Raw genomic sequence first — 26131 nt, forward strand, 5'->3', positions numbered from 1 at the left:
AGAGGGGCGGGGCGAACCCGGCCGGACGGGGCGGCTCGGCGGGCGCCGACGGATCGGGCGCGCGCGGGCCGCTTCAGTGCTGATGACCACGGCGGCGGCCACGGTAATCCCGGACCGGGTGTGATGACGGTCACGGGGAGGTCCCGGCGTGCGCCCGGCGGGGCGGCGGCGCGAGATGATGGGACGAGGTGCCCGCTCCCGGGACGCCGCAGCCCTCCTGTGACCCCTCGTGTGAAGGTAGTCGGTAATGGCGCAGATCAACCCCAGCATCCTGTCCGCGGACTTCGCCCGGCTCGCCGACGAGGCCGAGGCCGTCAGGGGCTCGGACTGGCTGCACGTCGACGTGATGGACAACCACTTCGTCCCCAACCTCACCCTCGGCGTCCCGATCGTCGAATCGCTCGCCCGCGCCACCGACATCCCGCTCGACTGCCACCTGATGATCGAGGACCCGGACCGCTGGGCCCCCCAGTACGTCGAGGCCGGCGCCGGCTCCGTCACCTTCCACGTCGAGGCCGCCGCCGCGCCCGTCCGCCTCGCCCGCGAGATCCGCGCCAAGGGCGCCCGCGCCTCCATGGCCCTCAAGCCGGGCACGCCCATCGAGCCGTACGAGGACCTGCTGCCCGAGCTCGACATGCTGCTGATCATGACCGTCGAGCCCGGCTTCGGCGGCCAGGCGTTCCTCGACATCATGCTGCCGAAGATCCGCCGCACCCGGGAGCTGATCGCCAAGCACGACCTGGAACTGTGGCTCCAGGTCGACGGAGGCGTCTCCGCCGCCACCATCGAGCGCTGCGCCGAGGCCGGCGCCGACGTGTTCGTGGCCGGCTCGGCGGTGTACGGGGCCGAGGACCCGGCCGAGGCCGTGCGCAAGCTGCGGGAGCTCGCGACGAAGGCCTCGGCGGACGCCTGGTGGGCCTGCGGGCACTGAGCCCGGACGATCCGTTCAGGGGCCGGGGCGTTCAGGGGCCGTTCAGGGGCAGGGTCGGGCGTGCTCCAGGGGTCCGGCCAGGCCCGGCCCCGGCCCGGCTCCGCCCGGCGCGGGGTGGAGGATCCACCGGCCGTCAGGGATGATCGTTGGCGAACGCCCCTCGCCCGGCCCCTCTCGCACGGTGGTGGAACCGCACATGAGCAACCTCGATCGCAAGCCCTCCCCGACCACCTGCGGCCGCGAGGCCGACACCGGACCGGTCAAGGACCTGCTGACCGGGCGCCAGGTCCAACTCGGCGAGAGCACGATGGTCCGCCGCCTGCTCCCCAACCTGGGCCGCCGGATGGTCGGCGCCTGGTGCTTCGTCGACCACTACGGACCCGACGACATCGCCGACGAGCCCGGCATGCAGGTCCCGCCCCACCCCCACATGGGCCTCCAGACGGTCAGCTGGCTCCACCAGGGCGAGGTGCTGCACCGCGACAGCCTCGGCAGCCTCCAGACCGTCCGCCCGTACGAACTGGGCCTGATGACCTCCGGCCGGGCGATCTCCCACTCCGAGGAATCCCCGCGCCCGCACGCCCGCTTCCTGCACGGCGCCCAGCTCTGGGTCGCCCTCCCGGACGCCCACCGGCACACCGCCCCCACCTTCGAGCACCACGCCGACCTGCCCGTCGTCACCGCCCCCGGCCTGCACGGCACCGTCATCCTCGGCACCCTCGACACCGCCACCTCGCCCGGCACCGCCTACACCCCCCTCGTCGGCGCCGACCTCGCCCTCACCGAGGGCGCCGACCTCAAGCTCCCGCTCGTCCCCGACTTCGAGTACGCCGTCCTCTCCATGTCCGGCAGCGTCGACGTCGACGGCGTCCGCGTCGAACCCGGCTCCATGCTCTACCTCGGCTGCGGCCGCCCCGAACTCCCCCTCCACGCCCGCACCGACGCCGCCGTCCTCCTCCTCGGCGGCGAGCCCTTCGACGAGAAGATCCTCATGTGGTGGAACTTCATCGGCCGGTCCGGTGAGGAGATCACCCAGGCCCGCGAGGACTGGATGTCCACCGCCCGCTTCGGCGACGTCCACGGCTACGCCGGCGACCGGCTGCGGGCGCCGGAGCTCCCCGCCCTCCCGCTGAAGGCCCGGGGGCGCGTGCGCTGACCCGCGAGGATGATGCCGAAGTGGCGAATCCGGCCATCGTTCTCGACGGGTCCGGGTGGATATGCGCCGGCCCCGGCGGAGGGCGGCCATTCCTCGGCTCGGCATCTCCGTGGGATGCGATACGGGTGTACTCTCAACTCCCAATTTTGGGCGTCTGTCGCAAGGTCTGCTCGTACTGATGCCGACCTCTTGCTGACTCTTCTGACTGAACCATCAGCGGATGGCGGCTGGACATCGTCGACCTCGACCCGCCGGATCCCGTGCGCGTCCAGTCCGTCCTTGACCGCGCGAGGAACTGCAACGGCTTGAGCGCCTCCGGCGGCGCCTTCCGGTTCGCCTTGTACTCCTGGTTGGTGGCTGTGCGGTTGGTGGAACCGTGCTCGCCGTTGAAGACGACCAGGACCTGGGGCTCCGTGATGTCGAGGTCGTCGCAGATTGCGGCGCGCAGGAGGGCGAAGATCGCGAAAAGTCCGGTCAACTCACGAGTCTTGTCACGGGACAAGATCGGAGCGGGAACCCGAAGGTGCCGGCACACAGAAGGTTGAACCCGTCCTCCTCGCCTGGCTCGGTTCACGGTCTCTGTACAGCCGAAGAGCACTGTCGGGGCCCAGCACTAAAGTCGAGACCTCGTAGCGTCGTGCAGAGAGAACAACCGATGGCCACCCTTCCACCGAATCGTCGGATCGAACTCGCTGGCGCGAACGCCCTTCAGGCGCTTCTCCAGGACCACGACCATGTCGTGTACCCGATCGACGGCGGAGCAGATCTGGGCGAGGACTTCCTCGTCGCCTTCACCCGAGACCGGGTACGGACCGGACGGATGGTGGCCGTACAAGTCAAGACGGCCGGGAGCAGGTCAAGTAAATATCGGCGGGCCCGGGGCTATGCGATCCCGGTGGACGAGCATGCGGACGACTGGCGAAACAACGTGCTACCAGTCATCGGGGTCGTCTACGACATGGAGATCCGCAAACTGTTCTGGGTCAACCTGACGAAGGTGCTGAGCGCATCACCCGCCACCTCGCGTTGGGTGAAGGTCTCGCCCGAGAACGAGCTGCGGGCCGGAACAGTCGACCAGTTCATCGCCGAGATCGAAACCTACGCCGATACCCGGGGCACCCCCGAGGAGAGCGCCCCTCAAGCGGCCCTGTATCACCCTACGAACGCCACCGCGCGGACCCGGCGTCCTAAGGTGCGTTGGCAGGTCCCGCTCTCGGAGAAGGCGTACCATCCGGTCAGATCAGCGCAGTGGGTTGTGGTCTGGGATCCGCCATACCTGCGGGTCATCGACGACGCGCAGGGCAAGCTGCAACCCACCCTGCTCAAGCCGTCCTCCGGACAGCACTCCGTCGTGGGCGACAATGCCGTCTACATTCCGATCGCTGGCAACCGGCTCCGGGCTTTCGGACTGCCCGATTTGAAGATGCGCTGGGAGGCAGTACTCCAGATCGACCACGCACTGGCGCGTTTCACCGACGGTACGTTGTACGTCCCGGGTAGAACGGGCGGTCTCCACGCCCTGAACCCCGCCGACGGACGACCCCGGTGGCGGACACTGCTGGCAGACCACCCTGTTCTTGCTCCGGCCCGCCTTCATCGAGGCAAGCTCATTGTGCTCGGTGGTCCGGCGGGCAGCCGAAGCAGCGATTCCGGCTTCGCAGCGGGCCGCGTCCTGGCTGTCGACCCGTCCGACGGGCAGACCATTTGGTCCTATGCCCCGAGGAACCCGCTGTTCCCTCAGTGGGGCGGAAGCGAAGGCCTCCTGTTTCTGGTCGAGCAAACCGCCACTTTCCGGCACTTGCTGGTGACTGTGGACCTCATAACCGGCAAGGAGGTGTATCGCAAGAGGCTTCCGGAGCCCGTGGTCGGCGCCCCCGTGGCCTCTGCCGCAGCCGTGCACCTCGTGGACGCCGAAGGTACGGTCCACACCCGCGATGCCGCCAGTGGCCGCCTGCGGTGGCAGCACCCCACCCAGCACCGCACCCAGGTGGCTCCCGTCCCCGTCGGCGATTTGGTCGTCCTGGTGAGCGAGCCGAGGCTGCTCGTCGCTCTCGATGCCGCCACCGGTGCCGAGCGATGGCGGGCAACCGCGCCGGGGGACTTCACGACCGCCCCTCTCGTAGTGGGAGGCATCGTCTACGTGGGGCACCGCGGTGGACGTCTGCTCGCCTTCGAAGCATCGGGGGGAGGACAGGTGGGCTCGGGGCCGTGCAGCGTGTGGGAAGAGGGCGAGCGCGGTCGGCCGGTGGTCGTGGGTGGCACGTTGTACATCACAGGCCGGTACGGCAAGGTGAGTGCGATCTCTCTAGCGTGAGGCCGGGCTCCTGACGGCGCGCCTGGTCGCTGCTTCCGCAGTGGCGTTCAACCCTCCGAAGGTCGGCGCAGGGCCCGCGGAATCGCTGCGAGCGTGCCGGACGCGGCCGGCAGGGGAGTTCGTCAGGTCATGATCCCAGAGGGCTGTTGGCACCGGCCAGGTGTGCGGCCAGGGCGCGGAGGTCCGTCAGGAGCTCGTCCGGGCTGGCATTCAGTTCGAGGGCGTGCCGGTAGAGCCTGATACCGCGTCCGCCGGGGCCCGCGGCGCCGCGCACCTCGTGGACGCGGCTGTCCGTCTGGCCCGCCGCGTACACCAGGTGGCCTTCGTTCAGGCTGAGGGCCGTGCAGTAGGCGAGCATCTGGTAGAGGTCCTCGTTCGGGTGGGCACCGTTCTCCTCCGTCTTGTACTTGGCGTCGACGACGGCCACCGGGGTCCGGCCGTCGGCGGCGTACACGACGAGGTCGGGGCGAAGCCGGACGAGGCGGGCGGTGTCCAGGTGGTGCCGGTCCTGGAGGCGGGCGGAGAGCCCGTGCTCGCGGACGGCTTCCCGCAGGGCGCCGGTGACGAAGTCCTCGAAGAGCGAATTCATATCGAACAGGAAGCCGTTCAGGCGGAGTTCGCCCGGCCGGTGCTCCGGCGTGGTGCCGGCCAGCAGCGCCTCGGCCAGCCGGAGCGCGGGCTGGTAGCGGGCGTTGAGGCGGGAAGCGGTCCAGTCCGGCAGGGTACGTCCGCGCACCAGCGGCTCCGCGTCGACCAGACGGACCCGCTGGTGCGCCAGGCGCCGCCGTACCGGACCGGGTACGCCCGGCAGCCGCAGCAGCGTCTCGGCGGCGGCCCGCAGGATCCGGTTCTCCGGGATGTCGGCGGTGTACTCGTCGTAGGTGATCTCCACGGGTGGGGTGCGACCGAAGTGCCGGCGGATCTGTTCCGCCTCGCGGATCCGGCCGCGTACGACGAGCGCGGACTCCTCGGTCCGCCGGTAGCCCTGGACGACTCCCTGCAGCAGTGCCGCGTCGATCTGCCGCTCCACGGCGTGTGCGAGGGCTGGCACCACGTCCTCGTACGTTCCCGCGTCGACCGTGCCGTCCCGGCCCTGCCGCCAGGCCTTCGCCGGGTCAACACTGAAGCCGAGGAGGAAGAACAGGCGCCGCACGGGCGTCTTGGGTGCTATCCGGACGGTCAGCGCGGGCCCGGTCCCGGGCACCGGGATCCGGACCGCGCCGACCAGGCTTCCGGCCCGAAGCAGCCAGTGCCCGTCCCGGTACGGGTCAGGCACGGCGCTCTTCAGGACGCCCGAGGCGGCCAGCGCCCGGCCGGTGGCGGCGTCCAGCGGCACCGAACGGGCGGGGGCGTGCTCGCGCAGTGAGATGTCGGCGGGCGTGCCAACGTTGGGGTTCACGGCAGCGACTTCCGCAGGGCGTCGAGCCCGTAGCGGGCCTCGATGTCCTCGCCCTCGCCGTAGTGGTGCTCCTCCAGCAGCGGCAGGATCTTCGTCCGCCAGACGCGGCGCAGCCGGTCGTCCGAGTCGATGCCCGGCCTCATCAGGTAGGAGGGACCGATGGCGAAGTCGGGGTCGCCTATCCGGTCGTTGAGGGCGTCGAGGAGGTGAGCGGGCTCAGGGCTGAGCTGCTCGCGCTCCAGCCAGCGGTGCAGCAGGCCGGCGGTCGGCTCTATGCGCGGGGACAGCTCGACGAAGGCGAAGCGGCGGCGCATGGCGGCGTCGACGAGCGCGATCGAGCGGTCGGCGGTGTTCATGGTGCCGATGACGAACAGGTTGGGCGGGAGGGCGAAGTCGTCGCCCGAGTACGTGAGCCGGACCGACTTCTTGCGGTATTCGAGTAGGAAGTAGAGCTCGCCGAAGACCTTGGCGAGGTTGGCCCGGTTGATCTCGTCGATGATCAGGAAGTGGGGAAGGTGGCGGTTGCCCTCTAGGGAAGCGAGATCGGCGAGTTCGCGCAGCGGGCCGGCGGTGAGTCGGAAGGCGACCTCGTGCGTCTCCGGATCCTCGGTGGGCCGGAAACCCTCGAAGAAGTCCTCGTAGGCGTAGGAGGGATGGAACTGGACCAGCTTCACCTGCTCCGGGCCGCCGCCGAAGTGCTCGGCGAGCTTCAGGGCCAGGTAGGTCTTGCCGGTGCCGGGCGGACCGTAGAGGACGAGCTGCCGCTCCTCCCAGAGGAGTTCGCGAACCTCGTCCAGCCATGCGAGGCCGTGGACGAGCAGATCGTCGGCGAGGGCGGCCGTGACCGGCGGGAGGGAGAGGTCCTTCGGCTGCTCCAGGTCGGCGGCGGGTACCGAGACCGTCACCGGGGTGACGAGCCGGGCGAGCACGTCCGCGACCGGGGTGAGGTCGACGACGTCGTGCTGGACCGACAGCTTCTGCTGCACCTCCTCCGGCAGGTCCTCGTACGGAAGGCCGTCCGGCTGCCAGACGGTCTTCCGCCGCAGGTTGGACAGACCGCCCGGGGAGTCGCTCTGCTGGGCCGGGCCGTCGATCTCCCCGAGGTGGAGCATGCCGTCGGCGAGGGTTACGACGGTGTCGCCGGGCCGCATCTGGGTCAGGAAGGCGTGGATGTCGTCGACCAGGCCGCGCTTCTGGTTGTACGTGGCGGAGCCCTCGTAGCCCTCTTCGACGTAGTTGCGCAGGGCGCTCTTGGTCGGGTCCGCCTCGTCGAGCGGCGGGAGGTGGGCACCGGAGAGCGAGACGATCCCGTCGGCGAGCCAGAGCCGCCGCACCAGGTTGTGCCCGGACACGTTGGAGCCGCGCACCAGCCACGCCTTGTGCGGGATGCGCCAACTGCCGGGCAGGTAGTCGGCGAGGGGGTAGCCCTCGGTGGTCCGCCAGGTCTCGGGGCCGCCGGCGTTGTAACCGAGTACGACGGTGGCGGCGGCGGAGGGCGAGTTGCACTCGATGTCGCGGTTCGCCACCCAGTACCCGGGGCGGTCGTCCACGAGCGACCAGTCGGTCCGCAGTTCGGCGCGCAGCCGGCGGCCGTAGTCCCCCAGCTTGGGCCAGTCCGTCGCCGCCGCCGACGATCCCTCCAGCAGCAGGAACTTGGGCGAGCCGTTGTTGCCGACCTCGTCGAGGAGCCGCCCGCGTGCGACGAGGTCCACGCCGGGAAGCTTGATGTGGAACTCGGGGCGATCCGGGTGGGACATGAGGGGCCTTTCCTGCGTCGGTCTGGTGGGCGGCGGCGCCTCAGCCTACGTGGCGGCGGGGGTGAGGGAAGTCTGTGCGGCGTTCTGCCTCTGCTGCTTCGCCCGCTGCTTGTCCAGGCGGTCCTGGGTGGCGCGGGCGCGGTAGTCGATGGGCTGGATGTGGACCTCGATGCCGAGGCGGCGCAGGGCGCGGGCCGTCTGGAGCAGCGAGATCTTGGACACCGTGAAGAGGGACTCCGGGGTGAGGGCGGTACCCGTCTTCAGGGCGATGGCGAAGACCACCCGGCGCGGCGTGAAGTGGCCGTCGGGGAAGTCCGGGGACTTCGCCCGCACGGCCTCGACGAAGGCCCGGTTCGCGTCGACGGCGGTGTGCAGGGCGTCGGCCGAGATCCGGCCCTGGACGGCGAGGTGGCTGAGCGGTCCCGATTCGCCGGCCCGCTTGACATGCACCAGGGTGCCGTCCGGCGCGACCAGGTCGGCCGCCTCGAAGCCGCGCACCGGGTGGAGCTCACAGCGGATCATGTTCTTGTCGAGCACGTACCAGCCCAGCTTCCTGGCCACCAGCTCGTTGTAGCCGGCCTCGTGTGCGTCCTTGAGCCCCTCGGCGTCGGCCTCGGTCTTCGTCGGCCACGGGGGGAAGCCGTGGTCCGGCGAGGCCGTGAAGAGTTCGCGCAGTTCGGTGTCGATGAACTCCTGGTGGTCGGCGCCGATCCTGCGCCACTTGTTCTCCTGGCGGAGGTAGCGACCGCTGTCCAGCGAGATCTCGGCCGCGACCCACCTCAGCGCCGAGGTGGAACCGACAGTCGTCTCGCCCGCGGGATCGGACACCACGTGGATCCTGGCCTTCCTCAGCGCCGCCAACCGCTTCTCCGCAGGCAGGCGGTCCAGCAGCTCGCGGAAGGTCTCGGCCGTCACCTCCTCGGTGAGGAAGTACTGGCCATTGCCGGCCGGGTGGACGCGCAGCGCGGAGAACTCCGGCAGGTGGTCCAGCAGCGCGGTGGGCCATGCGAAGGCGACTCGCCCCGAGCCCTCCGGGTCGCCGAGCGCCTCGGCGAGCCGCTGGTCGAGGTCCCCGACCAGCGGGTCGGTGTCCGGAAGACCGTCGATGCGCGAGAGCACATCGAGGCCCGGATTCGGCTTCTGGTCGAGCGTCGCCGCGATGGTGCGCAGGTCCGAGACGAGGTGGGTCGCGTCCACCGCGAGCGGGACCTTGAGGGAGGAGCTCCCGGCGACCCGAAGCCCGGCCCCCGGCTTGAGGGCCCGCTCGGCGGTCAGCCCGGTCCCCCGGGCGGTGGCGACCATGCGCGAGCAGATCTCGCCGTACTCGTCGAGCTCGAACTCCCGGGCATGCCGGCCGCGCGCGGTGGAGGTGCGGTCCGTGTACACACGCGGGTCCATCCGGGTGTGCGTCAGTTCCTTGAGCGTGTCCGGGTCGGCGGTACGCCGCACGTAGTCCATGCCGAAGGAGGGGGCGATCGAGTCGGTCTCCAGCAGCAGGTGACCGAACCCGAAGCAGACCGCGAAGACCCGGCCGGCCACGGGCAGGAGGATCACGGCACCAGCACGACGGCTTGTCAGTTCGACCAGCTCGTCCACGAGTCGGCTCAGCGCTCCCAGCCAGGGCGGCTTCCCCGTCGCGCCGAGGTATCCGTACGCGGAGACACAGGGAATGCCGTCGACCGAGATGTCCCGGACCTGGAACTCCTCCCCCTGCTCGGAGCTCCGGCGGAGTGCCCGGCGCAGAGTCCTGGACGAGGAGCCCACGCCCTGGAGCAGGTAGAGCGTGGGCTCGGCGATCTCGGCGGGGGTGGCAAGGAGGGAGAGCTGTTCGTGCATGGCGGTACCAATCGTCGACAGGGAGCTCTGGCGTTAACCAGAGTAGCAGTTGAGTATGTTGGCGATGCTAACAGGCGTGTGGCATATGATCTGTGAACTGGCAGTGCTGCTCGGTGCGCTGGCACCGTGCCAGAAGCCGACGTCGACGGCGGCGCGCTGCCGGATTCGGCTGCCGACCGTACGAGGGCGCCGCTAGGATCCGGAACTCGCTACAGAACCATGGACGGAGTCAGGGCGTGGAGAACGAGAACGAGGCCAGGATCAAGCGGGCGCTGGGAATCCCGTCCTGGAGGCACCTGTCCAAGGACAAGGTCGTCAATTTCGTGGCGGCGATGCCCGAGATGAGCACCGAGGTGCGCCTGAAGCTCATCGAGAAGCTCCCCGTGTTCAAGGATCTCGCCAAGAACTCCGTGGATTCGATGGTGGAGGCACACAAGTCGACGCTCTCGGCCAACGAGAAGAGCCAGGAACACTTCCACCAGGCTGCCCGGCAGCACAGGGACGCCCTCCAGAAGGACCTCGACAGGGACGACCTCAGCTGGGAGCAGCGACGGTCACTCCATGAGTTCTTCCAACAGAACGTAAATCAGGAAGCCCAGAAGGACAGCGAGAACAAGCCGTTCCTGGAGAGGACTTCCAGGACGGTGGCAGTCGGCGCCGGCGCCGCAATGCTCCTTGGCGCCGTCTTCGTGGGCGCCAGGATCATGGGTGGGAGCAAGGAGAGCGCCGAGGACTCCCCGGAAGTCTAGTCGCGGGTCTTTGGGTGGGTCGTGGCTCATGCGGACACCTCTGGCGCTTTGTCGAACTGCGTGATGCGATCCGCCGTTTCGCGAGGATTCGTGCACCCGCGGTCCGGTCGCCCCGGGCAGGCCTGCGGCGGTACCGGTTCGGGTTCCGGTGGCGGCGGGTCCTCCGAGGGTGGCAACACCTCGAACGGCAAGGGCCCAGCCGGACCGTCGTGGTCGACGGGAACGCCCACTCCTCGTGGTGCGACGACTGCCCTGCTTGATCGATCAGGGCAGTCGTCGCACCGGGTGTCAGACCTCGCCGAACTCGCCGAACTCGCCGGCCTGGACGGCGGTGATGAAGGAGGTGAAGGCGTCGGCCGGGAAGGTGAGGGCGGGGCTCTGCGGATCCCTGGAGTCGCGGACGGGGACGATGCCGTCGGTCATGAGGTTCCGCGCGACCTCGACGCAGTTGCCGCCGTTGCTGCTGTACGAGAACTTGAACCACTGAGGTTCGGTGGTCACGGTAGTTCCTTCCTTGGCTGGCGAATCACAGCCACGGACTCGGCCTGGGAGAGTGCGAGGGCCTGCAGCTGATAGTAGGCCGTCAATACGGGTGTCACTGCGTCGTTCTCCCGCTCCAGATGCCCTTGCTGGGCGGAATCCGCATAGGACATGAGGGGGCGGTTGGGAAGCGTCAGCGCGTTCACCGGGAGGTCGAACGACCGACCGGTCCTCGCCTATGGCGACCGGTCTGCGGATGCAGCTCTCATCCAGGACGACGTACACCAGGGAGAGGGCTCTCGGCGAAGCTGCGCCTGTCGGCTGGCAAGTACCCTCACGCGCTCGTTGGCCTGTTCCGGCGAGATGCTGCCCCGGCGCACTGCCCCTGCCGCGATGGCAGTCGCATACTCCTTGGTCTGGAGCAGGCCAGGAACGATGCCGAGATCGAAGAGCCTGAGCTCGACGGCGCGGCGCTCCTGGCTGACGTACTCCGCGAATCCCTCCAGCAGGGCCGTGCACTTCACGTCGCCGGTCCGTCGCTTGAACACGCCATCCGTGCCGAAATGCCGTGTCGAGTCGCAGCGCCAGGCGAAGAGTTGGCGGCCGTCGACCAGTTGCGACAGCCGAGACGTGCTTGGAAGAGTAGCCCGTGGCCTCTGAGAGATCGTCCTGAGTTCAGCCCCGGGCCTCGCGTGTGGCGCGAAGAAAGGCCCCGAAGGCTGCTGTGGGAGACGAATCGGGGTCCAGCTCAAGCTTGTGCACAGGCTGGTGTCCTCACTCTGCGACCACGTCTGACACGTTGAAGGCCGTTTCGACTGTATGCCAATGTTGGCCACCCCGGGTAGTGAACCGACTGCAGAAGGGAGTGGTCGTCATGCCGCGAAAGAAGTCGACCCTCCGTGTGCCGTCCCCAAATCGGCGAGATCGTCCTCGACTTGGCCAAGCTAGGGTCGGGAGGTGGGCCGGCGGAAGGCGTTTACATGGACTGCCTGGCCGGGCTCCTACTACCTCCGCTCCGGGCGCGGTGGCTGCGAGTGGACCACCAGACCGGAGAACCTCCAACAGCTGGACGCTGCCCGCTTCATCAACGTGCAGCACCTGAGCCCGCCGCGTACGGCGGGCTCGATCGGAGGCGTCGCTTGAAGCCCCGGGTGTGATGGCGCCGCTGTTGTACGCCGTCGTCGTGGCGCTCAGCGCACTCGCCGCCCTCGCGGTCGGCTGGTCCATCCGGCACGGGCCCGTCGGTCCGTGGCTCCTGGTCGTCGGGCTCGTCTTCGCGACCGGGGTGATTGGCGCGTTTCCGGTCTCGGCAGCATGGATCCACTGACACGTGGTCGCCGCCGCCACGGGCGTACGCAGTCGGCCTGACGACCTCAGGCCCTCCGCAACCTACTTTGCTGGAGAAGCCGCGATGACCTCACTGCCCAGGATCCTGACCGACCCGCCGGGCCGGCGCCTCGGCCACCAGGCCCTCGTCCTCAACCGGGACGGTGCCGTGCTCCTGATCGGCACCAGCTACAAGAACGGCCTGATGCTCCCCGGCGGTAGCGCCGAGCGCAACGAACTCCCGCACCTCGCCGCCCGACGCCACACCGAGACCGAGACCGAGACCAGCCTCGCCCTCCCGCTCGCCCGCGTCCTCGCCGTGGACTACGTGAGCATGCAACTCCTCCTGCCCGAGGGCGTGAACTTCGTCTGCTGGGGCGGCCGACTCGTGCCGCCCAGGAGGAACTGGTGAGACGCCACCGGCCGCCGGCGGAGATCGTCGAACTCCGCTGGGTCCACCGCGCTGAACTCGGTGAGGTGATGGAAGCTGACCAGCGCCGTCGGGTGGAACAGACCCTTGACGTGTTGAGTCGCGGTGCCCACCTGCCCATGCTTCTCCGGGGCCTCCTGGCGGCGTAGGAGTGGCCTTGCCTGCCCGGCGTACGGCGCCAGGCGGGCAAGGCCGTTGACGGCTACGCGTCGGTGGCGGGGTGACGGGGCCCCTGGCCGGGCGGCGGGTTGAGAGTGGAGCGGTAGGTGCCGGACTCACCCTTGGTCAGCGGGTTCTCCAGGGTCAACCCGGCAGCGGCCATCCGGTCGTACTCGGCGAGGATGAGTTCCTTGGTGCGGTAGGTGCCGTGGGCCTTGACGTCGTTGTCGTGAGTGACGTTGAAGGTATCCAGGATGTACGTGGTGTCCTCGCGGTTGATCCCGTAGAGGTGGAAGAACAGCGCGTCCAGCTCGGCACGGATCACGCGCCGGCGCTCGGGGTCCCAGTGGAACGGCGCACCCGCGTCACCGAGGTCGGCGGCAAACGGCGCCATGTCTACGGAAGTATAGGTGAGTTCGAGCAGCCTGGGGATAACGTCCTGAGCGTGGGGGAGTAGCTGGGACGGCGTCGGAACCGGCGTCTGTTCGACGTAGGTGTAGGTGAGGTGCGTACCGCCGATTTTCTGGCGAACGGCGTAGTCGCACGCCATGGAGGACATCGCTGCTGCGAGGAGTGGCGAGTTGCTCGGCAGGGCCGGAAGGCCGATCGGGAAGGGGTGTCCGAAGCCATGGGCGGGGGCAATAGCCGCGATCATGGTTCGTTCGTCGCTGGCTCGGCAGATGTCGCGCCAGCCGAGCAGCCAGCCGCGCTCCCATCCTCTCGCGGCCAGGCGTGAGGCTACGCCGGCCTCTTTGATTTCCTCTCCGCTCTTTTCGTAGCGACCCGTCGAGACATCCTGCTCCGGTACCCAATAGCGCGGCACTGGAACTGCTGATACATCCTGATGCTGTTCGACGGTAAACCGTGGCAAGGTGCCCTTGTTGAGTTGCTTCTCGGTGGCGCTCTCGTATGTAGAGAAACGGTGGTCGTAATGGTGAAGCATCTTTGCCTCGTACAGCGGAAGCAGGCGCTCGTTGCCGCGCATCAGGACGTTGCCATTCGGTACCCATCCGTCCTTGAGGAGGTCATCGAAAGTCTCCCCTGCTTCGGCGTTTGGTCGGAAGAGACGCGAGTCGTTCGACATATGAAACATGGTCATGAATGAAATGTCCCATGGATTTCCGTCCTCCCGTCCTTTGTGAATGAGTACCGGGATGCGGCGGTAGATATCGAGGGCAATCTCCGCATCGCGACGACTGCTGAATGTGGGACAGGTTCCCGTGTTGGGGTTCATGCGGAGGATGTCGGCCGCCGTCAGCTGATATCGGCGCTCGGAAATCTGTTCGGGCTGGCGCACCTTGAAGACGATCCGGGCCGGGGTTTCGAGGTCGCCCTGGCTGCGCAGCATGAAGAGGCAGAAGCGGAGTTGGTTGTGGACCTCCGGGAAGATCTTGTCTTCGTTCTCGAAGTCGTACAGCGCTGCCAGCTGTCCCTGAGTGACCAGGTCCTTGAAGAAGAACTGAGTGGTGGCGTCCGTGGCAATGCCGGAAGGGACGATCACGCCTGTGCGTCCCCAGATGCTCGTCAGTATGCGGTCGGTCTCCGTGAAGACCGCGTAGGTATTGATGTCGCCACGCCCCGTGAGTGGGAAGCGGTTGCTGGTCCGAAGGAAGTGGCTCTCGCCTTCCGCCCTACGCTTGGCGTCCTCGAATTCGGTGTAGAGGTGTGCGAGGTCGGGGTCGTCGCGCAGGCTAGCGATCAGGCTCTTGCGGGCTGCTGCGTTCTTGGCATTCGCAATTGCTGGATCGCGCTGGGCGAAGAACTCCTGCTCCTGGAGCTTGACGCGCTCCCATGGCGGGTTGCCGACCACGGCATCGAAGCCGCCGACCCAGCCCGTATTCGCCTGTACTCCCGCGCCGGACTCGGGGACCGAGAAGACCTCCGGGAACTCCAGATGCCAGTGGAAGAAACGGTACTGGTCGCGGAGTCGAAGGATCTCGGCGTGCGTGGTGGCTGGGACGGCGGACTGGTTGCGGCTGCGAAGAGCGCGGAAGAACTGATCCGTCGGTGCCTCGGGCGCGCCGACATACTTGGGCCACACGAATGCGGCGCACCAGGCGTCGGCGGCATGCAGATCGTGGATGTAGGCGTCCGATTCGATGTGCTTGCGGTAGGCGTCCTCCTGGCCGCGTACCTGCTCCAGACGGTCTGAGGGTGCTGCCGTGATGCGGGCGAGCTCGGCCGCGTACCCGTCGTTGTCCGGGAGTGTGTTCGCGTCGAACGTGAGCTCGTTGGCACCTCCGCGCTGAGCCTTGTTCCGCTTGACAAGAGCGGCCGCGTACTTTCTGTCGTCACCCTCAATCGCCTTAAAGGCGTCTTCGGGGATGCCGTCGGCCAGCAGCTTCGGTGTTGCGCCGATCAGGCCGTTGCCGTGCTTGATGTGCGCGTCCAGGAAGCCAAGGGGCTTGCCAGGCTCCAATGCCTCCAGCCACAGCGACACCTTGGCCAGCTCGACAGCCATCGGGTTGAGGTCAACGCCATAGATGCACCGAGCGACGACCTCGTGCAGGGCGTGCCGGACTGCGTCCGTCGTGGGCTCGGGGTTGCGCTCGCGCACAGCCGCGATGCGCTTCGCGATGCGCCGGGCCGAGGCGACCAGGAAGTGTCCGGACCCGCAGGCCGGGTCGCAGACCGTCAACGACAGCAGCTCCGCGACGATGTCACCCGTCGCGTCGGCACGCTCGGCGTCCTTCGCGTGCTGCTCGCCACGCTTCACGGCATCGTCTATCACCGGGTTCAGTGTGGTGTCGAGCAGGCACTCGATGAGTGACGAAGGCGTGTAGTAACTCCCGGTTGTCTTCCGGCTGTTGCCGGCGACCTCGACCAGTTCGAAGCTGCGGTCCGTCGCCGAGTGCTTGGGCTCCAGTTCCAGCAGGGATTCGTAGACCGACCCCAGTTCCTCCGCGTCGAGGTGCCGGTAGTCCACCGCCCGCCACCGCTTCGCACCGACGTCCCGGACCTGGGCGAGATGCCGCACTGCCGTGAGCAGTGCCTCGTTGGAGAGCTTCAGTCCGTCGAGCGGTGCATCCGCGTCCGTGTGGGAGAAGAGGCCACCGAGGCCCGGAAGCCCCAGCTCCTCCCGGCCGCCTGGGGTGCCGAGCGCGGTGAGGACGATCCGCAGCGCCTCGTACAGGTCACCGTGGGCGGTGCCCTGACGCCGACGGGCGTGGGCGCGGAGCCGCGCTGACGAGAAGTACTTCTGATAGGTCTCGCGCTGCCGCTCGGTCGCATCGGGGTGGACCAGGGCCTCGCGGTCCTCGGCGACGAAGACGAACAGCAGCCGGTAGACGAGCCGGAGCAGGGCCGCCTGCAGCTCCTTGGGGCGGACATCCTCCCGCAGCGCACCGTTGTCCGGGTGGCGCAGAAAGCCGGTGCCCAGCACGGTCAGCGCGTTCTGCACACCGAGGCGCAGCTGGTCGAGCGCCCGGGCTCCCGAGCTAACCGCCTCCGTGCGCCACTTCTCCAGCCAGCAGGCCGACGCCGGGGAGCCCTCCGGCAGAGTGAACCGCGAGGCGTGCAGCACGCAGTACAGCAGCACGAACTCGCTGAACAACTCGCCGTCGAACAGCGCTTCGAGATCGAACTCGACGTACGCAGCCGTGGCGAAGGACGACGAATCGCGCAGCAGGCGCAGGCGGCGGCCGTTTGTGAGGACGGCCCACTGGTGGGCTTCCGTCCGATTCAGACAGTCCTGGAGCATGGACTGCGGGGGCACCTGCCCGGCTGCGGCCCGCTTGTCCAGCTCCTGGTTCCACGGGATCTGGTGGATCAGCGCCGGGCCGTGACGGTGGCTGACCGGGAAGCGGTGCCCAGCATCCCCGTCGGCCTCGATGCCCTCCGCGCCGACCACCGTCAGCGTGCCGAAGTCGAGCTTGCGGAACAGCTGCGCAAGCCAGTCCCTCCCCGCCCGCCCGGTTGGGTCTGCGGCCGGCGCACCCGTCTTCGGGTCGGACGGCAGGGCCTCGCGCAGCTCGCGCCAGAGCGGCTTCAGGTACTCCCAGGCCCGCTCGGCCTCGTCGCGGACCGGAATGGACACGGGGAGCCCGTAATCAGCCGGCTTGGTGCCCGGCAGGTTCCGGGCCTCCGCGATGCGCAGCAGCATGTCGTTCGGCAGCAGGCCGCCGACCGTGGTGACAGTGGTGAAGGCCGGGGCAGTGCGGGTGGTGGCGGCGGACATCAGGCGACGGCTCCAGCGGACGGGACGGCGGCGGGCGCGGGATTGGCGGGCAGGTACACGTACACGCCCAGGACGTCGGCATCGTCCTGCGGCACGACCTTCAGGCCGCGGACGATCTCGTCGCTGGCTTTCCGGACTCGTCGGTGCGACTCGTCGAGCTCGGCGGCGAGGCTCGTCCCGTACCCCTTCAGGTGGTCCGTCAGCTCGCCCAGACCGTCCAGGGTTCGGGCGGTCTGGTTGCGGGCCAGCTGAGGGCTGGTGTTGGCCGAGGCACGCGCCGCCAGCAGCTCGGCTGCAGCCTCGTCGCTCAGCCAGCGGGCCCGGGCCGGCATGCCCTCGAAGGCGAGCAGCCTCGCGTCCTCTGCGACGACCTCCTTCCCCCGCTTCTCAGTACGGGACGGCAGCGTGAGGTGGAACCGATATCGGACCAGCAGCAGCGTCGTCCGCACTGTCACCGCATCAGTCGTGACCACGCCGCACCGCCGTGCCGGCCGCGGTCCGGGGGTGTTCGCGTCGAGCGCCGAGTCGAGCACGTACGCTGCGATCGAGCTGACCGCCGGATCCGTACGCACCAGCGCCGCCTCGCCCCGGCCGATCGCCGGTTCGGTGCGGAACGGGATCTCGCGGTCCTCTTCGACGATCCGGCCGCCCAGCGTGGCGGCCAGCGCGTCGCGCAGGCCCGCCGGAGTGCCGCCGACCTGCGCCGTGAAGTCCCCGGAGCCGTCCCGAGGATCACGGACCAGGGCCTCAAGACCGTGCAGCGCCGCCAGGGTGAACTCGCGGACCTCCTCCGCGCCGCCCAGCGCCGCCCGGACGGCGGCCACCTCGCGGGCGACCTCCTCGGGGTGGATGGACCGCTGCGCGTACTTTGAGCGGGAGGTCCGCTCGCGCTCGGCCGCCGAGTTCCACTCCCGCTCGGCGCGGTCGAAGGATTCCTGGGCGCCGGGCAGGTCGAACAGGCTGTCCTGGACGCCCTGCCGCCCGTGCAGCAGCAGCCACTCCACGATGGCGTCGGTGACACCCGACGCGGTCTCATCCGGGACGGACACCGAGATCCCGAGGTCCTTCTGGATCTGCCGGTGCTTGGCGAACAGCACCTCCAGGACCTTGCCGTCGATGCCGTTGTCCTCGCCGAACATGGTGATGACGCGGACCTGGTCGCGCTTCTGCCCGTACCGGTCGACGCGGCCCTCACGCTGGTCGTGGCGGGTCGGGTTCCAGGCGAGGTCGTAGTGGACGACGGCGTCGAAGTGGTGCTGGAGGTTGACGCCCTCCGAGAGGCAGTCGGTGGCGACCAGCACGCGGCGGGCGGCAGGGTCGTCGGCGGCCTCGGCGGCGAGCTCCTCGATGCGCTCCAGCCGCTGCTGCGGGGAGAGGGTGCCCGTCACCGCGGCGACCTTGGCCTTCCTGCCGAGCGCGCCGCTCAGCTCCTCCGCGAGGTACTCGGCGGTCGGGATGTAGCGGCAGAAGACGATCGGGTGGTAGCCGTCGGCGAGCAGTGACTTGAGGTGCTTGACCAGCGCCTTCAGCTTGGCGTCCTGCTGCGTCCCCTCCAAGGCCTTGGCCCGCTCGGCCAGCTCCCTCAGGCGTGCGCCGGCGTCTTCGGTCTCGCTGGCGCCGGGGGCGACGTCCAGGCCTTCGAGCGTGTCGCTGTCGGCGGCGTCACTGTTCAGCGGCGCGCCCAGTGCGTCCGCCTCCTGCGGAGTGCGGGCGGCGGCCGAGGCCGAGCGGGTCTTGAGTGTCTGGGCGGCGGCCCGCGGCGAGGAGACCATCGAGCGCAGCAGCGCGATCACCGACCACCAGGCGATCCGTGCCTCACGCTTGCCCTCGCCGCCGGCGGCCCGGACGCGGTTGCCCGCGTAGGTGATCGCGTCGTCGAGCAGGGCCCGGTAGCCGGGGGCGAGCTTGTACGGCTCGTCCTTCGTCCAGCGGTCGGACGGGAAGGCCGTGCGCTCGGCGAGTGAGTCGTCGGCGAGGCCGTCCTCCTTGGTGAGGTAGCTGCGGACGTCGGCGCGCTTGCGGGCGACGAAGTGCTCGGCGAGCTTGGCCCGGCCCACCGGGCTGTCCAGGTTCACGTTCGCCAGCTCGGGCTTGACCAGGCCGAGCAGGTTGCGGAAGGCGGACTCCTTGCCGGAGTGCGGGGTCGCGGTGAGCAGCACCAGGTGCCGCTCGGGATCGCCGGCCACGCGCTTCAGCAGCTCGTAACGGAGCTGGTTGGCACCGGACTTGGACCCGGTCCGGTCGTCGTCGGCGGCGACACAGGTGTGTGCCTCGTCGACGATGACCAGGTCGGGGCAACGGCGGTAGAAGTCCTCGCGGTGGCGGGTGGACTTGATGAAGTCGGTCGAGATGATCGTGTACGGGTGCTTGTCGAAGATCGACTGGCCGAGTTCCAGACCGCGCTCCAGCCGGGAGACGGTGGACGAGAGCACGAGCTCGGCGTCGATGCCGAACTTCTCGCGCAGCTCGCCCTGCCACTGTTCGGCCAGCGCGGGGGAGCAGAGCACGGCCAGTCGGCTCGCCTCGCCCTGCTCCAGCAGTTCCTTGGCGATCAGGCCCGCCTCGACGGTCTTGCCGATGCCGACGTCGTCCGAGACCAGCAGCCGGACGGTGCTCTGGCGCAGCGCCATCAGCAGCGGCACCAGCTGGTAGGCGCGCGGCTCCACCGCGATGGAGGCCAGCGAGCGGAAAGGGCCGGCGCCCGAACGGAAGCCGATCCGCAGGGCGGTGCGCAGCAGTCCGGCGGCGTACTGGCCGCCCAGGTCCTCCGGGCCGGGGGCGGCGAACTTGGCCTCCCGGACGTCCTCGAAGGCCGGGAAGACGGCGGCGATGTCGTCGTCGCTGCCGCCCAGCGGGCGCAGCACCAGCAGGTCGGCGGCGCTGTCGGGCAGTACCACCCAGTCCCGGCCGCGGGCGGTCACCAGCGAGCCGGCCGTGTACGTGGGGCTCATGGAGTGTCTCGGTTCCTTACGGTGTGGTCGGCGGGTCGGGACGTCAGCGGGTGCGGAAGTAGTCGGCGTTCTTCTCGACGATGGAGTCCCAGTCTCCACCGACGGGGAAGCGCAGGACGTCCCAGCTCATCTCCTGGAGCCGGTCCGCGGCCTCGTCGTCGCGGGCGGCGTCGTCGCCGTGGGCCGGGCCGTCGACGAACACGGCCACGTTGGCGCCGTCGACCCGGAAGATCAGGTCGGGTTTGGCGGCGGCCTCCGGAACGAACCGGGCGACCTCGTCGGGCAGTCGGTGCCCCTTGGCCTTCAGCCAGGCGAGCAGGTCCCCGGCTGCGACGAGCGCGACGAGATCGGTCTCCAGCGCACCGGCCGGCGCGGCCCCGGCAGCGTCGCCGGGAGCACTGGCCGCCAGCAGCCGGTACCGCTCGCTGCGCGACCCGCCGCGGGCCTCGCGCTCGGTCCGTGCCGTCGCGAGCCGCAGCAGCAGCGGACGGGCCGTGTGGCGGCTGAGCTGGCGGTGGTGGCCCTGGTTGCCGTAGGTGAGCAGGCACTCGTAGCAGCCGCGGGCGCACTCCTCGCCCTCGGCGGGGCCACCCCGGTCGGCTCCGTCCACCGGGTCGAAGTGGCAGAGGTCCAGTGCGGTCCGGGCCGCCCGGGCGAGCGCGTCACGGTCGTGCTGGAGCCGGCGCAGCACACCCGCGCCGCCCTCCGCGGCCTCGGTCAGGAGGATCCGGCGGCGCGGGCCGTCGTCCGGGGGCAGGAGTTCGGCGGTCAGTTCGGCGTCCTCCAGCTCGAAGGCGGCCTCGATGCCGCGCTCCAGCGCGTACATGAACGACAGCGCGATCGGCTCCGGCTGGGCCTCGTCGAGGGTGACGACGAGGATGTTGCGGCGGTCCTCGACGTAGGGCAGGACCCGCTTCTTGCGGCGCTTCTCGTTGCCCTCCTCGTCGACGACCGGCAGACCGGTGCCCTCGATGGCCTCGGCGGCGGCCTTGTCGTTGAGCCAGCGGCCGTCCCCGAGGTCGAGCCAGTACCCGTCCGGCACGTCCTGCCGGTCCCGGACGCGGCCCAGGTTGGTGATCCGGACGGTGGCGGAGTCGCCGTAGTCGACGGTGAGCACCGGGGCGCCCTCCGCGTCGGCGACGTGCGAGGTGAGGCGGCCCTTGCGGTCACCGTGGTCCTGGAAGGCGTACGAGGTCTCCAGGCGGAAGCCGGCCCGGCGGCGCTCCTCCTCGTCGGAGGAGATCCGCTCGCGCGGGGTGGTGTAGACGGTGCGCAGCTGGAGCAGGCCGCCGCGCGGGTTGGGCAGGCGTTCCCCGCACATCTCGCACACGTCGATGCCGGGCTGCACCTCGTGGTGGTAGCCGCAGCCGGCGCAGCGTCGGGACTCGGCCGTTGCCAGGTCGCCCGAGGCGTCCGGCGGCAGCTGGACCCGGGTCACCTGGTAGCGGGCGCCCTCGTGGTAGATCAGGGCCCCGGGGCCGAACTCGCGGATGGCGAGGAAGCGGGGACGCTGGAGGTAGTCGCCGTCGGCGTTGCGGCGGCTGCCGGAGCGCGCGATGTAGGCGGCCAGCGGCAGGCGCGGGAAGCTGTAGCCGGGGAGGAAGCCCTCGGAGGCGAGGTAGCGGTAGGGATTGAAGTCGCTCATCACGGACTTGGCGTCCGTGGAGCGGTTCAGCAGCAGGTCCCGCTGGGTCTCGGCCTCGCGGCGGCGGGAACGGGCGCGCGCCTGCTCGCCGTTGCTCAGGGTGGTGTCGACGACTCGCCGGTTCTGCTCGTACTGGTCGAGGACGGCGGCGCGGAACAGCAGCCGCCATCGGCCGAAGGCGGCGTCGAAGGTACCCGGGGCCTGGTCGATCTGGATCTCGATCCAGTCGTCGTACCACCAGGTGGTGTCCTCGAAAGCGGGGATGAGTGGGGCCAGCACGCTACGGGCGGCCATGACCGCGCGGCGCCGCGCGGTCTCGTCGAGCGACAGGTCCCGGACGTCGGGGCGCAGCGGCAGCGGCATCCCCGGATCGGGGCGCTCCTCGCCGTCGGGGTCGTAGGCGACGTCGATCACGTCCGGGACGGCGCGCCCGAGCTTCATGCCCGTCTCGGCCAGCCAGATGGCGTGGAGGTGGGAACGGACCAGGTCCTCGTTGGCGAGGTCCAGACGCGGCGGGGCGACCTGGCCGGCGACCATGTCACGCGAGCGACGGAAGTAGTACTGGTCGTGGCTGTTGCCGGTCGCGCAGTAGGTGGTGACCAGCGCGGGCTGACCGGATCGCCCGGCGCGGCCGGAGCGCTGGGCGTAGTTGGCGGGCGTCGGCGGCACGTTGCGCATCATGACGGCGTTGAGGGAGGAGATGTCCACACCCAGCTCCATCGTCGGCGAGCAGTAGAGCAGCGGCAGGTCGGCCTCGTAGAAGTCCTTCTCGCGCTGCTGGCGCTCCTCTGGGGTGACCTGCGCGGTGTGCTCGCGGGCGAACAGCCCGGAGAGCCCGGTGGCCGCGTCCCGGTACAGGCGACGGAAGAAGGGGTTGACGCGCGGCCCCTCCCCGCTGTTGTAGGTGCGGGTCAGCGGGTCGAGGGCACCGGTGTCCCCGGTGCCCGCGCGCCAGACGAGCACGGCGGCGGAGACCCGGTACCCGGTGCGCCTCTCGGTGGCGCGGCGGCGGTAGGCGGGGCCGGCGTTCTCGGGTGCGACCTCCACCTCGTGCACCAGGCCGGCGTCGCGGAGCACCCCGAGCAGCTCCGCGATGATCTGCTGGAGGTCCACCGGGTCGAGTCCGCGAAAGGCGGGGGCCGTGCGCCGCAGGTACTTGCCGAACTTGCCGCGCGCTGACAGGAACAGCGCGGACCGCTCCAGGCCGGGCCGGGAGGCGGACGGATAGGCCGTGCCGATGGCGGGTTTGTCGCTCTCCGAGAGCACCCAGGCACCGGTCAGCCGTTCCTCGCTGGCGCGCTGGAGGGCGTCGAAGTCGTCGCGGAAGTACTGCACGTCGACGGCGAGCGCCCGGCGCATGAAGTCCAGCAGCGTCCGTGCGATCTCGGCACGCAGCGCCGGCTCGGCGTCGCGCAGGGCGGCGTGCGAAGCCTGCCAGCTCTCCTGGTCGCCGGCGATCCACTCCAGGTCCTCGTAGTCGATGCGGAGCAGGCCGGTCTGCTCCAGGTTCGGCATGGTGATCCGCCACCCGCGTTCCAGGTCACGGTAGAGCCGGTGGCCGACGACGTCGCGGAAGGTCTTGGTGGCCCGCCGCTCGAGGGCGGGGGCCAGCTTCGGATTGCCGGTGTACTCGTGCGGGGCGAGGCCCATCACGTCGGTGACCGCCTGCGCCAGGTCGTCGTGGTGCAGGCCGTCCTCGCCGGCCTGCACCGCCGCCTGGTACAGGGCGCCGCGCAACTGTGTGACCTGGGCGAAGTCGTTGAAGTGCCCGGCCTGGAGGGAGGCGTCCTGCCGGTTGTCGACGAAGGTCAGCAGCTTGCGGGCCCGCTTGGACAGCACCTCCGCGGGGACCTCGCGCAGCGACTTTACGATCGTCGCGGAGACTACGGAGGTCGCGGAGGAACGGCCCTCCTGGTCGAGGGTGGCGAGCTTGGCGAAGTCCCGGCCGCGGGTCTGCTCGTAGGAGATCTGGCAGTGCAGGCAGAACAGGAAGGGCGCGGGGACGAACGCGGCCACCAGCCCTTCTCCTGACTCCCGGCCGTGCGGGTCGACCACGACGCGCTGCGGCAGCCGTGGACGGTAGGACTTCTTGACCGTGTTCACACCCTGGGCGTCCGGCTCCAGCCAGGATTCGGGGAGCCGGCGGTCGTCGACCGCCCGTTGCGGGTCGGCCGGCCACTCGTAGTCCTCACCCGGCACACCGATGCAGAGGTAGCCCTCGCCGTCGCGCCCGCCGGAGGCGGAGGTGTCGCGGCGCGGCTCGTAGCGGACCGTGCCGTCCTCGGTGGTGCGCCACACGGTGACGTATTCCTGGCCGCACTCGCGGCAGAACGCCAGCGGGAACAGCGGCCTGCCGTCGCTGCCGGGCTGTTCCAGCTGGTAGGTGCGGGTCAGCGGGCGGGTGAGCGGGTCCTCCAGGGTCGTGTAGACGGTGTCGCCCTTGGAGAGGAACTGGTGCAGCCGGAACGCGAACAGCGGCCGCTCGGTGATCGGGTGCTTGGCCTGGGAGCCGGCTTCCAGCGTTGCCCTGATCGCCTCCTGGGCGGTTTCCTCCGGGACCCCGGACGCTGCGAAGAGTTCGGCCGCGGCCTCCTCGATCCTGCCGGGAGTGCGACGGCGGAGCCGGCCGGTTCCGTCCTCGCGCTCCAGCCCGAACCGCGACTCAATCCAGCGGGCCAGCGGGTCCTTCGTCAGTGCCTCGTAGCCGCGGGGTGCGGCGACGGCCCGCAGCCGCTCGGCCGGGACAGTTGTGGGCGGCTCCTCGGTGGCGCGGACGAGCGTCTCGCCGATCACCCGCCGGGGCAGGATGGTGGTGCCGAACAGCCGGCCGGCGACCTTGGCGACCTCCCGCTGCTGTTCTTCCCAGCTTCCCTCGGTCGACATGGTTGCGGACGTGCCGATGCACTGGAGCGTGTCCGCCGCCCGGCAGGCCTCGCGGACCCGGCGGATGAGCAGGGCGACATCGGCGCCCTGCCGGCCCCGATAGGTGTGCAGCTCGTCGAAGACCAGGAACTGCAGCCCCTCGGCCATCCGGACCAGGCTGTCCCGGTCACCGGGGCGGGTGAGCATCAGCTCCAGCATCACGTAATTGGTGAGCAGGACGTCCGGGGGATTCTTCCGGAGGGCCTCGCGCTGTTCCTCGCTCTCCTGTCCCGTGTAGCGCGCGAAGGTGACCGGCTCGCCGCCCTTGCCGAATCCGTACCGCAGGTACTTCTTCAGCTCCTGACGCTGGGAGTTGGCGAGCGCGTTCATCGGGTACACGACGATCGCCCGCACCCGCTTGGGCGCGCCCGGCCGTTCGGTCGCGCGCTCCTTCAGCACCCGGTCGACGATCGGGACGATGTAGGAGAGCGACTTTCCGGAGCCGGTGCCCGTGGTGAGTACGTAGGAGTCGCCGGCCTGCGCAGCCTCGATGGCCTCGCGCTGGTGGCGGTGGAACGTGAGCGGCCGGCCGTCGGGGCGCGGCGAGGTCTTCTTCTTGTCGGCCTGGAAGATCTCGGCGCACTTCGGGTCGAGGATGCCGTCCCGGACGAGGTCGGTGACCTGGCCTCCGTCCGCGAAGAAGGGGTTGAGGGAGAGCCACGGATCGGGCCACTGCGACTTGCCCGCCAGGTCGTCCTCGATGAAGCCGGCGATCCGGCCGTCCCGGACGACTGTGGCGCCCTTGGTGAAGCGCTCGTACTCGTCAATCAGGGTCCTGTGGATGCCGAAGACGTCCATCGCGTCCGGCAGCCTGCGGGGCGGGCGCGGAACCGGCACGGGGGCGGCCGAGGTGGGCTCGGGGAAGTCGGCGCGCAGCCGCTCGACCGGGTCCATCGCCGTCCAGTGCGGGGCGAGCAGGGCGGCCGTCTCGTCCGGGGCCAGGGCGAGCGGGACCAGCGCCTCGCGGACCAGGGTCGCGTTCTCCGGCCGGTTGGCCTGGTCCTTCTCCAGCAGCCGGGAGAGGAGACGGACCAGCTCGGGCGGCAGGTCGGGGCGGATGACCGTGACCGACGGCGGAGTGTCGTGCTTGTGCTGCTCGGAGAGGTCGAAGGCCGTCTTCGCGGCGAAGGGGGGCTTGCCGATCAGCAGCTCGTAGAGGATGCAGCCCAGCGCGTAGAGGTCGGCGGGGGCCGTCACCTGCTCGGCCCGGAACTGTTCCGGGGCCATGTAGCGGGCGGTGCCGACGCCCACCCCGGTGCTGGTGAGCCGGACCTGATCGGGGTCGTCGACGATCCGGCCCATGCCGAAGTCGAGGATCTTGACCGTGCCGTCGCGGGTGAGCATCACGTTGGCCGGCTTGAGGTCGCGGTGAACGACACCCGCCGCGTGTGCCGAGGCCAGGCCGGCCGCGATCTGCGCCGCGATGGCGGCGGCCCAGGAGACCGGGAGCTGGGGCTCCTCCTCGATCAGGTCACCGAGCGGACTCCCGTCGAGGAGTTCCATCACCAGGTACGGCAGGCTGCCGCCGGTGGCCGAGGTGTCCACGCCACCGGCGACGAGGCGGGTCAGATTGGGGTGGCGGGGGGAGAGGCGGCGCATGATGTCCACCTCGCGGCGGAAGCGCTCGACCTCCTTGCTGTCCTCGGACGCGTCGATCGCGAGGCCGGTCCGGCTGCGCAGGATCGTCTTCAGGGCGACCTTCCGGTCCCGGGAGCCGTCCGGGGCGTCGAGGTCGATCGCTTCGTGGACTTCCCCCATGTTGCCGCGACCGACAGGCCCCACGATGCTGAACCTGCTTGCGACCGTCCCCAGACCCACCGGCGCTCCCCTGCCTCACGTGTCTTGTTCTCGTCGTGCGCAGCAGACGGGCAGCCTGCCGGCTGCCAGCTTACTCGACGA

General features: G+C 69.8%; 14 protein-coding genes and 1 pseudogene. 6 read left to right on the forward strand and 9 right to left on the reverse strand.

What is annotated here, in order from left to right; genetic code table 11:
• The first annotated feature begins 247 nt into the window (after window positions 1–247).
• Together rpe and ACFVTF_RS24555 are read left to right on the forward strand one after the other, a co-directional pair.
• Window positions 248–931 (forward strand): ribulose-phosphate 3-epimerase, encoded by a 684-nt coding sequence (gene rpe, locus ACFVTF_RS24550; protein WP_387816482.1) that lies wholly within the window; start codon window positions 248–250, stop codon window positions 929–931.
• Window positions 932–1127: 196 nt separating this feature from the next.
• Window positions 1128–2087, forward strand: a complete 960-nt coding sequence (locus tag ACFVTF_RS24555) for a pirin family protein (protein ID WP_371516145.1) — start codon at window positions 1128–1130, stop codon at window positions 2085–2087.
• Window positions 2088–2220: 133 nt separating this feature from the next.
• Here the strand turns inward: ACFVTF_RS24555 and ACFVTF_RS24560 are convergent, their stop codons facing one another.
• Window positions 2221–2565, reverse strand: coding sequence for a hypothetical protein (locus ACFVTF_RS24560; protein ID WP_387816484.1), 345 nt, complete (start codon window positions 2563–2565; stop codon window positions 2221–2223).
• Between the two features lie 177 nt (window positions 2566–2742).
• On the opposite strand from ACFVTF_RS24560, the gene ACFVTF_RS24565 reads away from it, so the two are divergent.
• Window positions 2743–4401: a PQQ-binding-like beta-propeller repeat protein gene (locus tag ACFVTF_RS24565; RefSeq protein ID WP_387816486.1), complete on the forward strand. Its 1659-nt coding sequence runs from the start codon at window positions 2743–2745 to the stop codon at window positions 4399–4401.
• 127 nt (window positions 4402–4528) lie between these two features.
• On the opposite strand, the gene ACFVTF_RS24570 is transcribed toward ACFVTF_RS24565, so the two are convergent.
• From ACFVTF_RS24570 to ACFVTF_RS24580, 3 genes are read right to left on the reverse strand one after another with little or no spacing between them, the layout of a single operon-like run.
• Window positions 4529–5800, reverse strand: coding sequence for an McrC family protein (locus tag ACFVTF_RS24570; RefSeq protein ID WP_387816487.1), 1272 nt, complete (start codon window positions 5798–5800; stop codon window positions 4529–4531).
• Complete coding sequence (locus tag ACFVTF_RS24575) at window positions 5797–7557, reverse strand: DUF4357 domain-containing protein (protein ID WP_387816489.1); 1761 nt, start codon at window positions 7555–7557, stop codon at window positions 5797–5799. Before ACFVTF_RS24575 ends, ACFVTF_RS24570 begins: the two co-directional genes overlap by 4 nt.
• Window positions 7558–7602: 45 nt before the next feature.
• A complete protein-coding gene (locus tag ACFVTF_RS24580; RefSeq protein WP_387816491.1) occupies window positions 7603–9393 on the reverse strand; it encodes a DUF6119 family protein in 1791 nt (596 codons plus the stop codon).
• A gap of 236 nt (window positions 9394–9629) precedes the next feature.
• Between ACFVTF_RS24580 and ACFVTF_RS24585 the strand changes: the two genes are divergently transcribed.
• Window positions 9630–10142, forward strand: a complete 513-nt coding sequence (locus tag ACFVTF_RS24585; protein ID WP_387816493.1) for a hypothetical protein — start codon at window positions 9630–9632, stop codon at window positions 10140–10142.
• A 288-nt stretch (window positions 10143–10430) separates the two neighbouring features.
• Here the strand turns inward: ACFVTF_RS24585 and ACFVTF_RS24590 are convergent, their stop codons facing one another.
• Window positions 10431–10643, reverse strand: coding sequence for a DUF397 domain-containing protein (locus ACFVTF_RS24590; RefSeq protein ID WP_387816495.1), 213 nt, complete (start codon window positions 10641–10643; stop codon window positions 10431–10433).
• A pseudogene (locus tag ACFVTF_RS24595) lies at window positions 10640–11384 on the reverse strand (Scr1 family TA system antitoxin-like transcriptional regulator). The gene ACFVTF_RS24590 and the pseudogene ACFVTF_RS24595 overlap by 4 nt, the downstream one beginning before the upstream one ends.
• A gap of 391 nt (window positions 11385–11775) precedes the next feature.
• Between ACFVTF_RS24595 and ACFVTF_RS24600 the strand changes: the two are divergent.
• Both ACFVTF_RS24600 and ACFVTF_RS24605 read left to right on the forward strand, forming a co-directional pair.
• Complete coding sequence (locus tag ACFVTF_RS24600; RefSeq protein WP_387816496.1) at window positions 11776–11949, forward strand: hypothetical protein; 174 nt, start codon at window positions 11776–11778, stop codon at window positions 11947–11949.
• 84 nt (window positions 11950–12033) lie between these two features.
• On the forward strand, window positions 12034–12360 hold the full coding sequence (locus ACFVTF_RS24605) for an NUDIX domain-containing protein (protein WP_387816498.1): 327 nt from the start codon (window positions 12034–12036) through the stop codon (window positions 12358–12360).
• 220 nt (window positions 12361–12580) lie between these two features.
• Here ACFVTF_RS24605 and ACFVTF_RS24610 read toward each other — a convergent pair whose 3' ends face one another.
• From ACFVTF_RS24610 to ACFVTF_RS24620, 3 genes are read right to left on the reverse strand one after another with little or no spacing between them, the layout of a single operon-like run.
• Complete coding sequence (locus ACFVTF_RS24610; protein WP_387816500.1) at window positions 12581–16714, reverse strand: Eco57I restriction-modification methylase domain-containing protein; 4134 nt, start codon at window positions 16712–16714, stop codon at window positions 12581–12583.
• Window positions 16714–19665, reverse strand: a complete 2952-nt coding sequence (locus ACFVTF_RS24615) for a helicase-related protein (protein WP_387816502.1) — start codon at window positions 19663–19665, stop codon at window positions 16714–16716. The genes ACFVTF_RS24610 and ACFVTF_RS24615 overlap by 1 nt, the downstream gene beginning before the upstream one ends.
• Before the next feature lie 43 nt (window positions 19666–19708).
• A complete protein-coding gene (locus ACFVTF_RS24620; protein ID WP_387816504.1) occupies window positions 19709–26050 on the reverse strand; it encodes a protein kinase in 6342 nt (2113 codons plus the stop codon).
• Between the last annotated feature and the right edge of the window lie 81 nt (window positions 26051–26131).

It is taken from the genome of Kitasatospora sp. NPDC057940, assembly GCF_042887425.1.
Lineage (GTDB): Bacteria > Actinomycetota > Actinomycetes > Streptomycetales > Streptomycetaceae > Kitasatospora.

What these genes read in the sequence shown, in the direction of transcription:
- rpe (WP_387816482.1), top strand. Translation starts at nt 248, where the DNA reads ATGGCGCAGATCAACCCCAGCATCCTGTCCGCGGACTTCGCCCGGCTC.
- ACFVTF_RS24615 (WP_387816502.1), bottom strand. Translation starts at nt 19,665, where the DNA reads ATGAGCCCCACGTACACGGCCGGCTCGCTGGTGACCGCCCGCGGCCGG.
- ACFVTF_RS24580 (WP_387816491.1), bottom strand. Translation starts at nt 9,393, where the DNA reads ATGCACGAACAGCTCTCCCTCCTTGCCACCCCCGCCGAGATCGCCGAG.
- ACFVTF_RS24555 (WP_371516145.1), top strand. Translation starts at nt 1,128, where the DNA reads ATGAGCAACCTCGATCGCAAGCCCTCCCCGACCACCTGCGGCCGCGAG.
- ACFVTF_RS24610 (WP_387816500.1), bottom strand. Translation starts at nt 16,714, where the DNA reads ATGTCCGCCGCCACCACCCGCACTGCCCCGGCCTTCACCACTGTCACC.
- ACFVTF_RS24575 (WP_387816489.1), bottom strand. Translation starts at nt 7,557, where the DNA reads ATGTCCCACCCGGATCGCCCCGAGTTCCACATCAAGCTTCCCGGCGTG.
- ACFVTF_RS24565 (WP_387816486.1), top strand. Translation starts at nt 2,743, where the DNA reads ATGGCCACCCTTCCACCGAATCGTCGGATCGAACTCGCTGGCGCGAAC.
- ACFVTF_RS24605 (WP_387816498.1), top strand. Translation starts at nt 12,034, where the DNA reads ATGACCTCACTGCCCAGGATCCTGACCGACCCGCCGGGCCGGCGCCTC.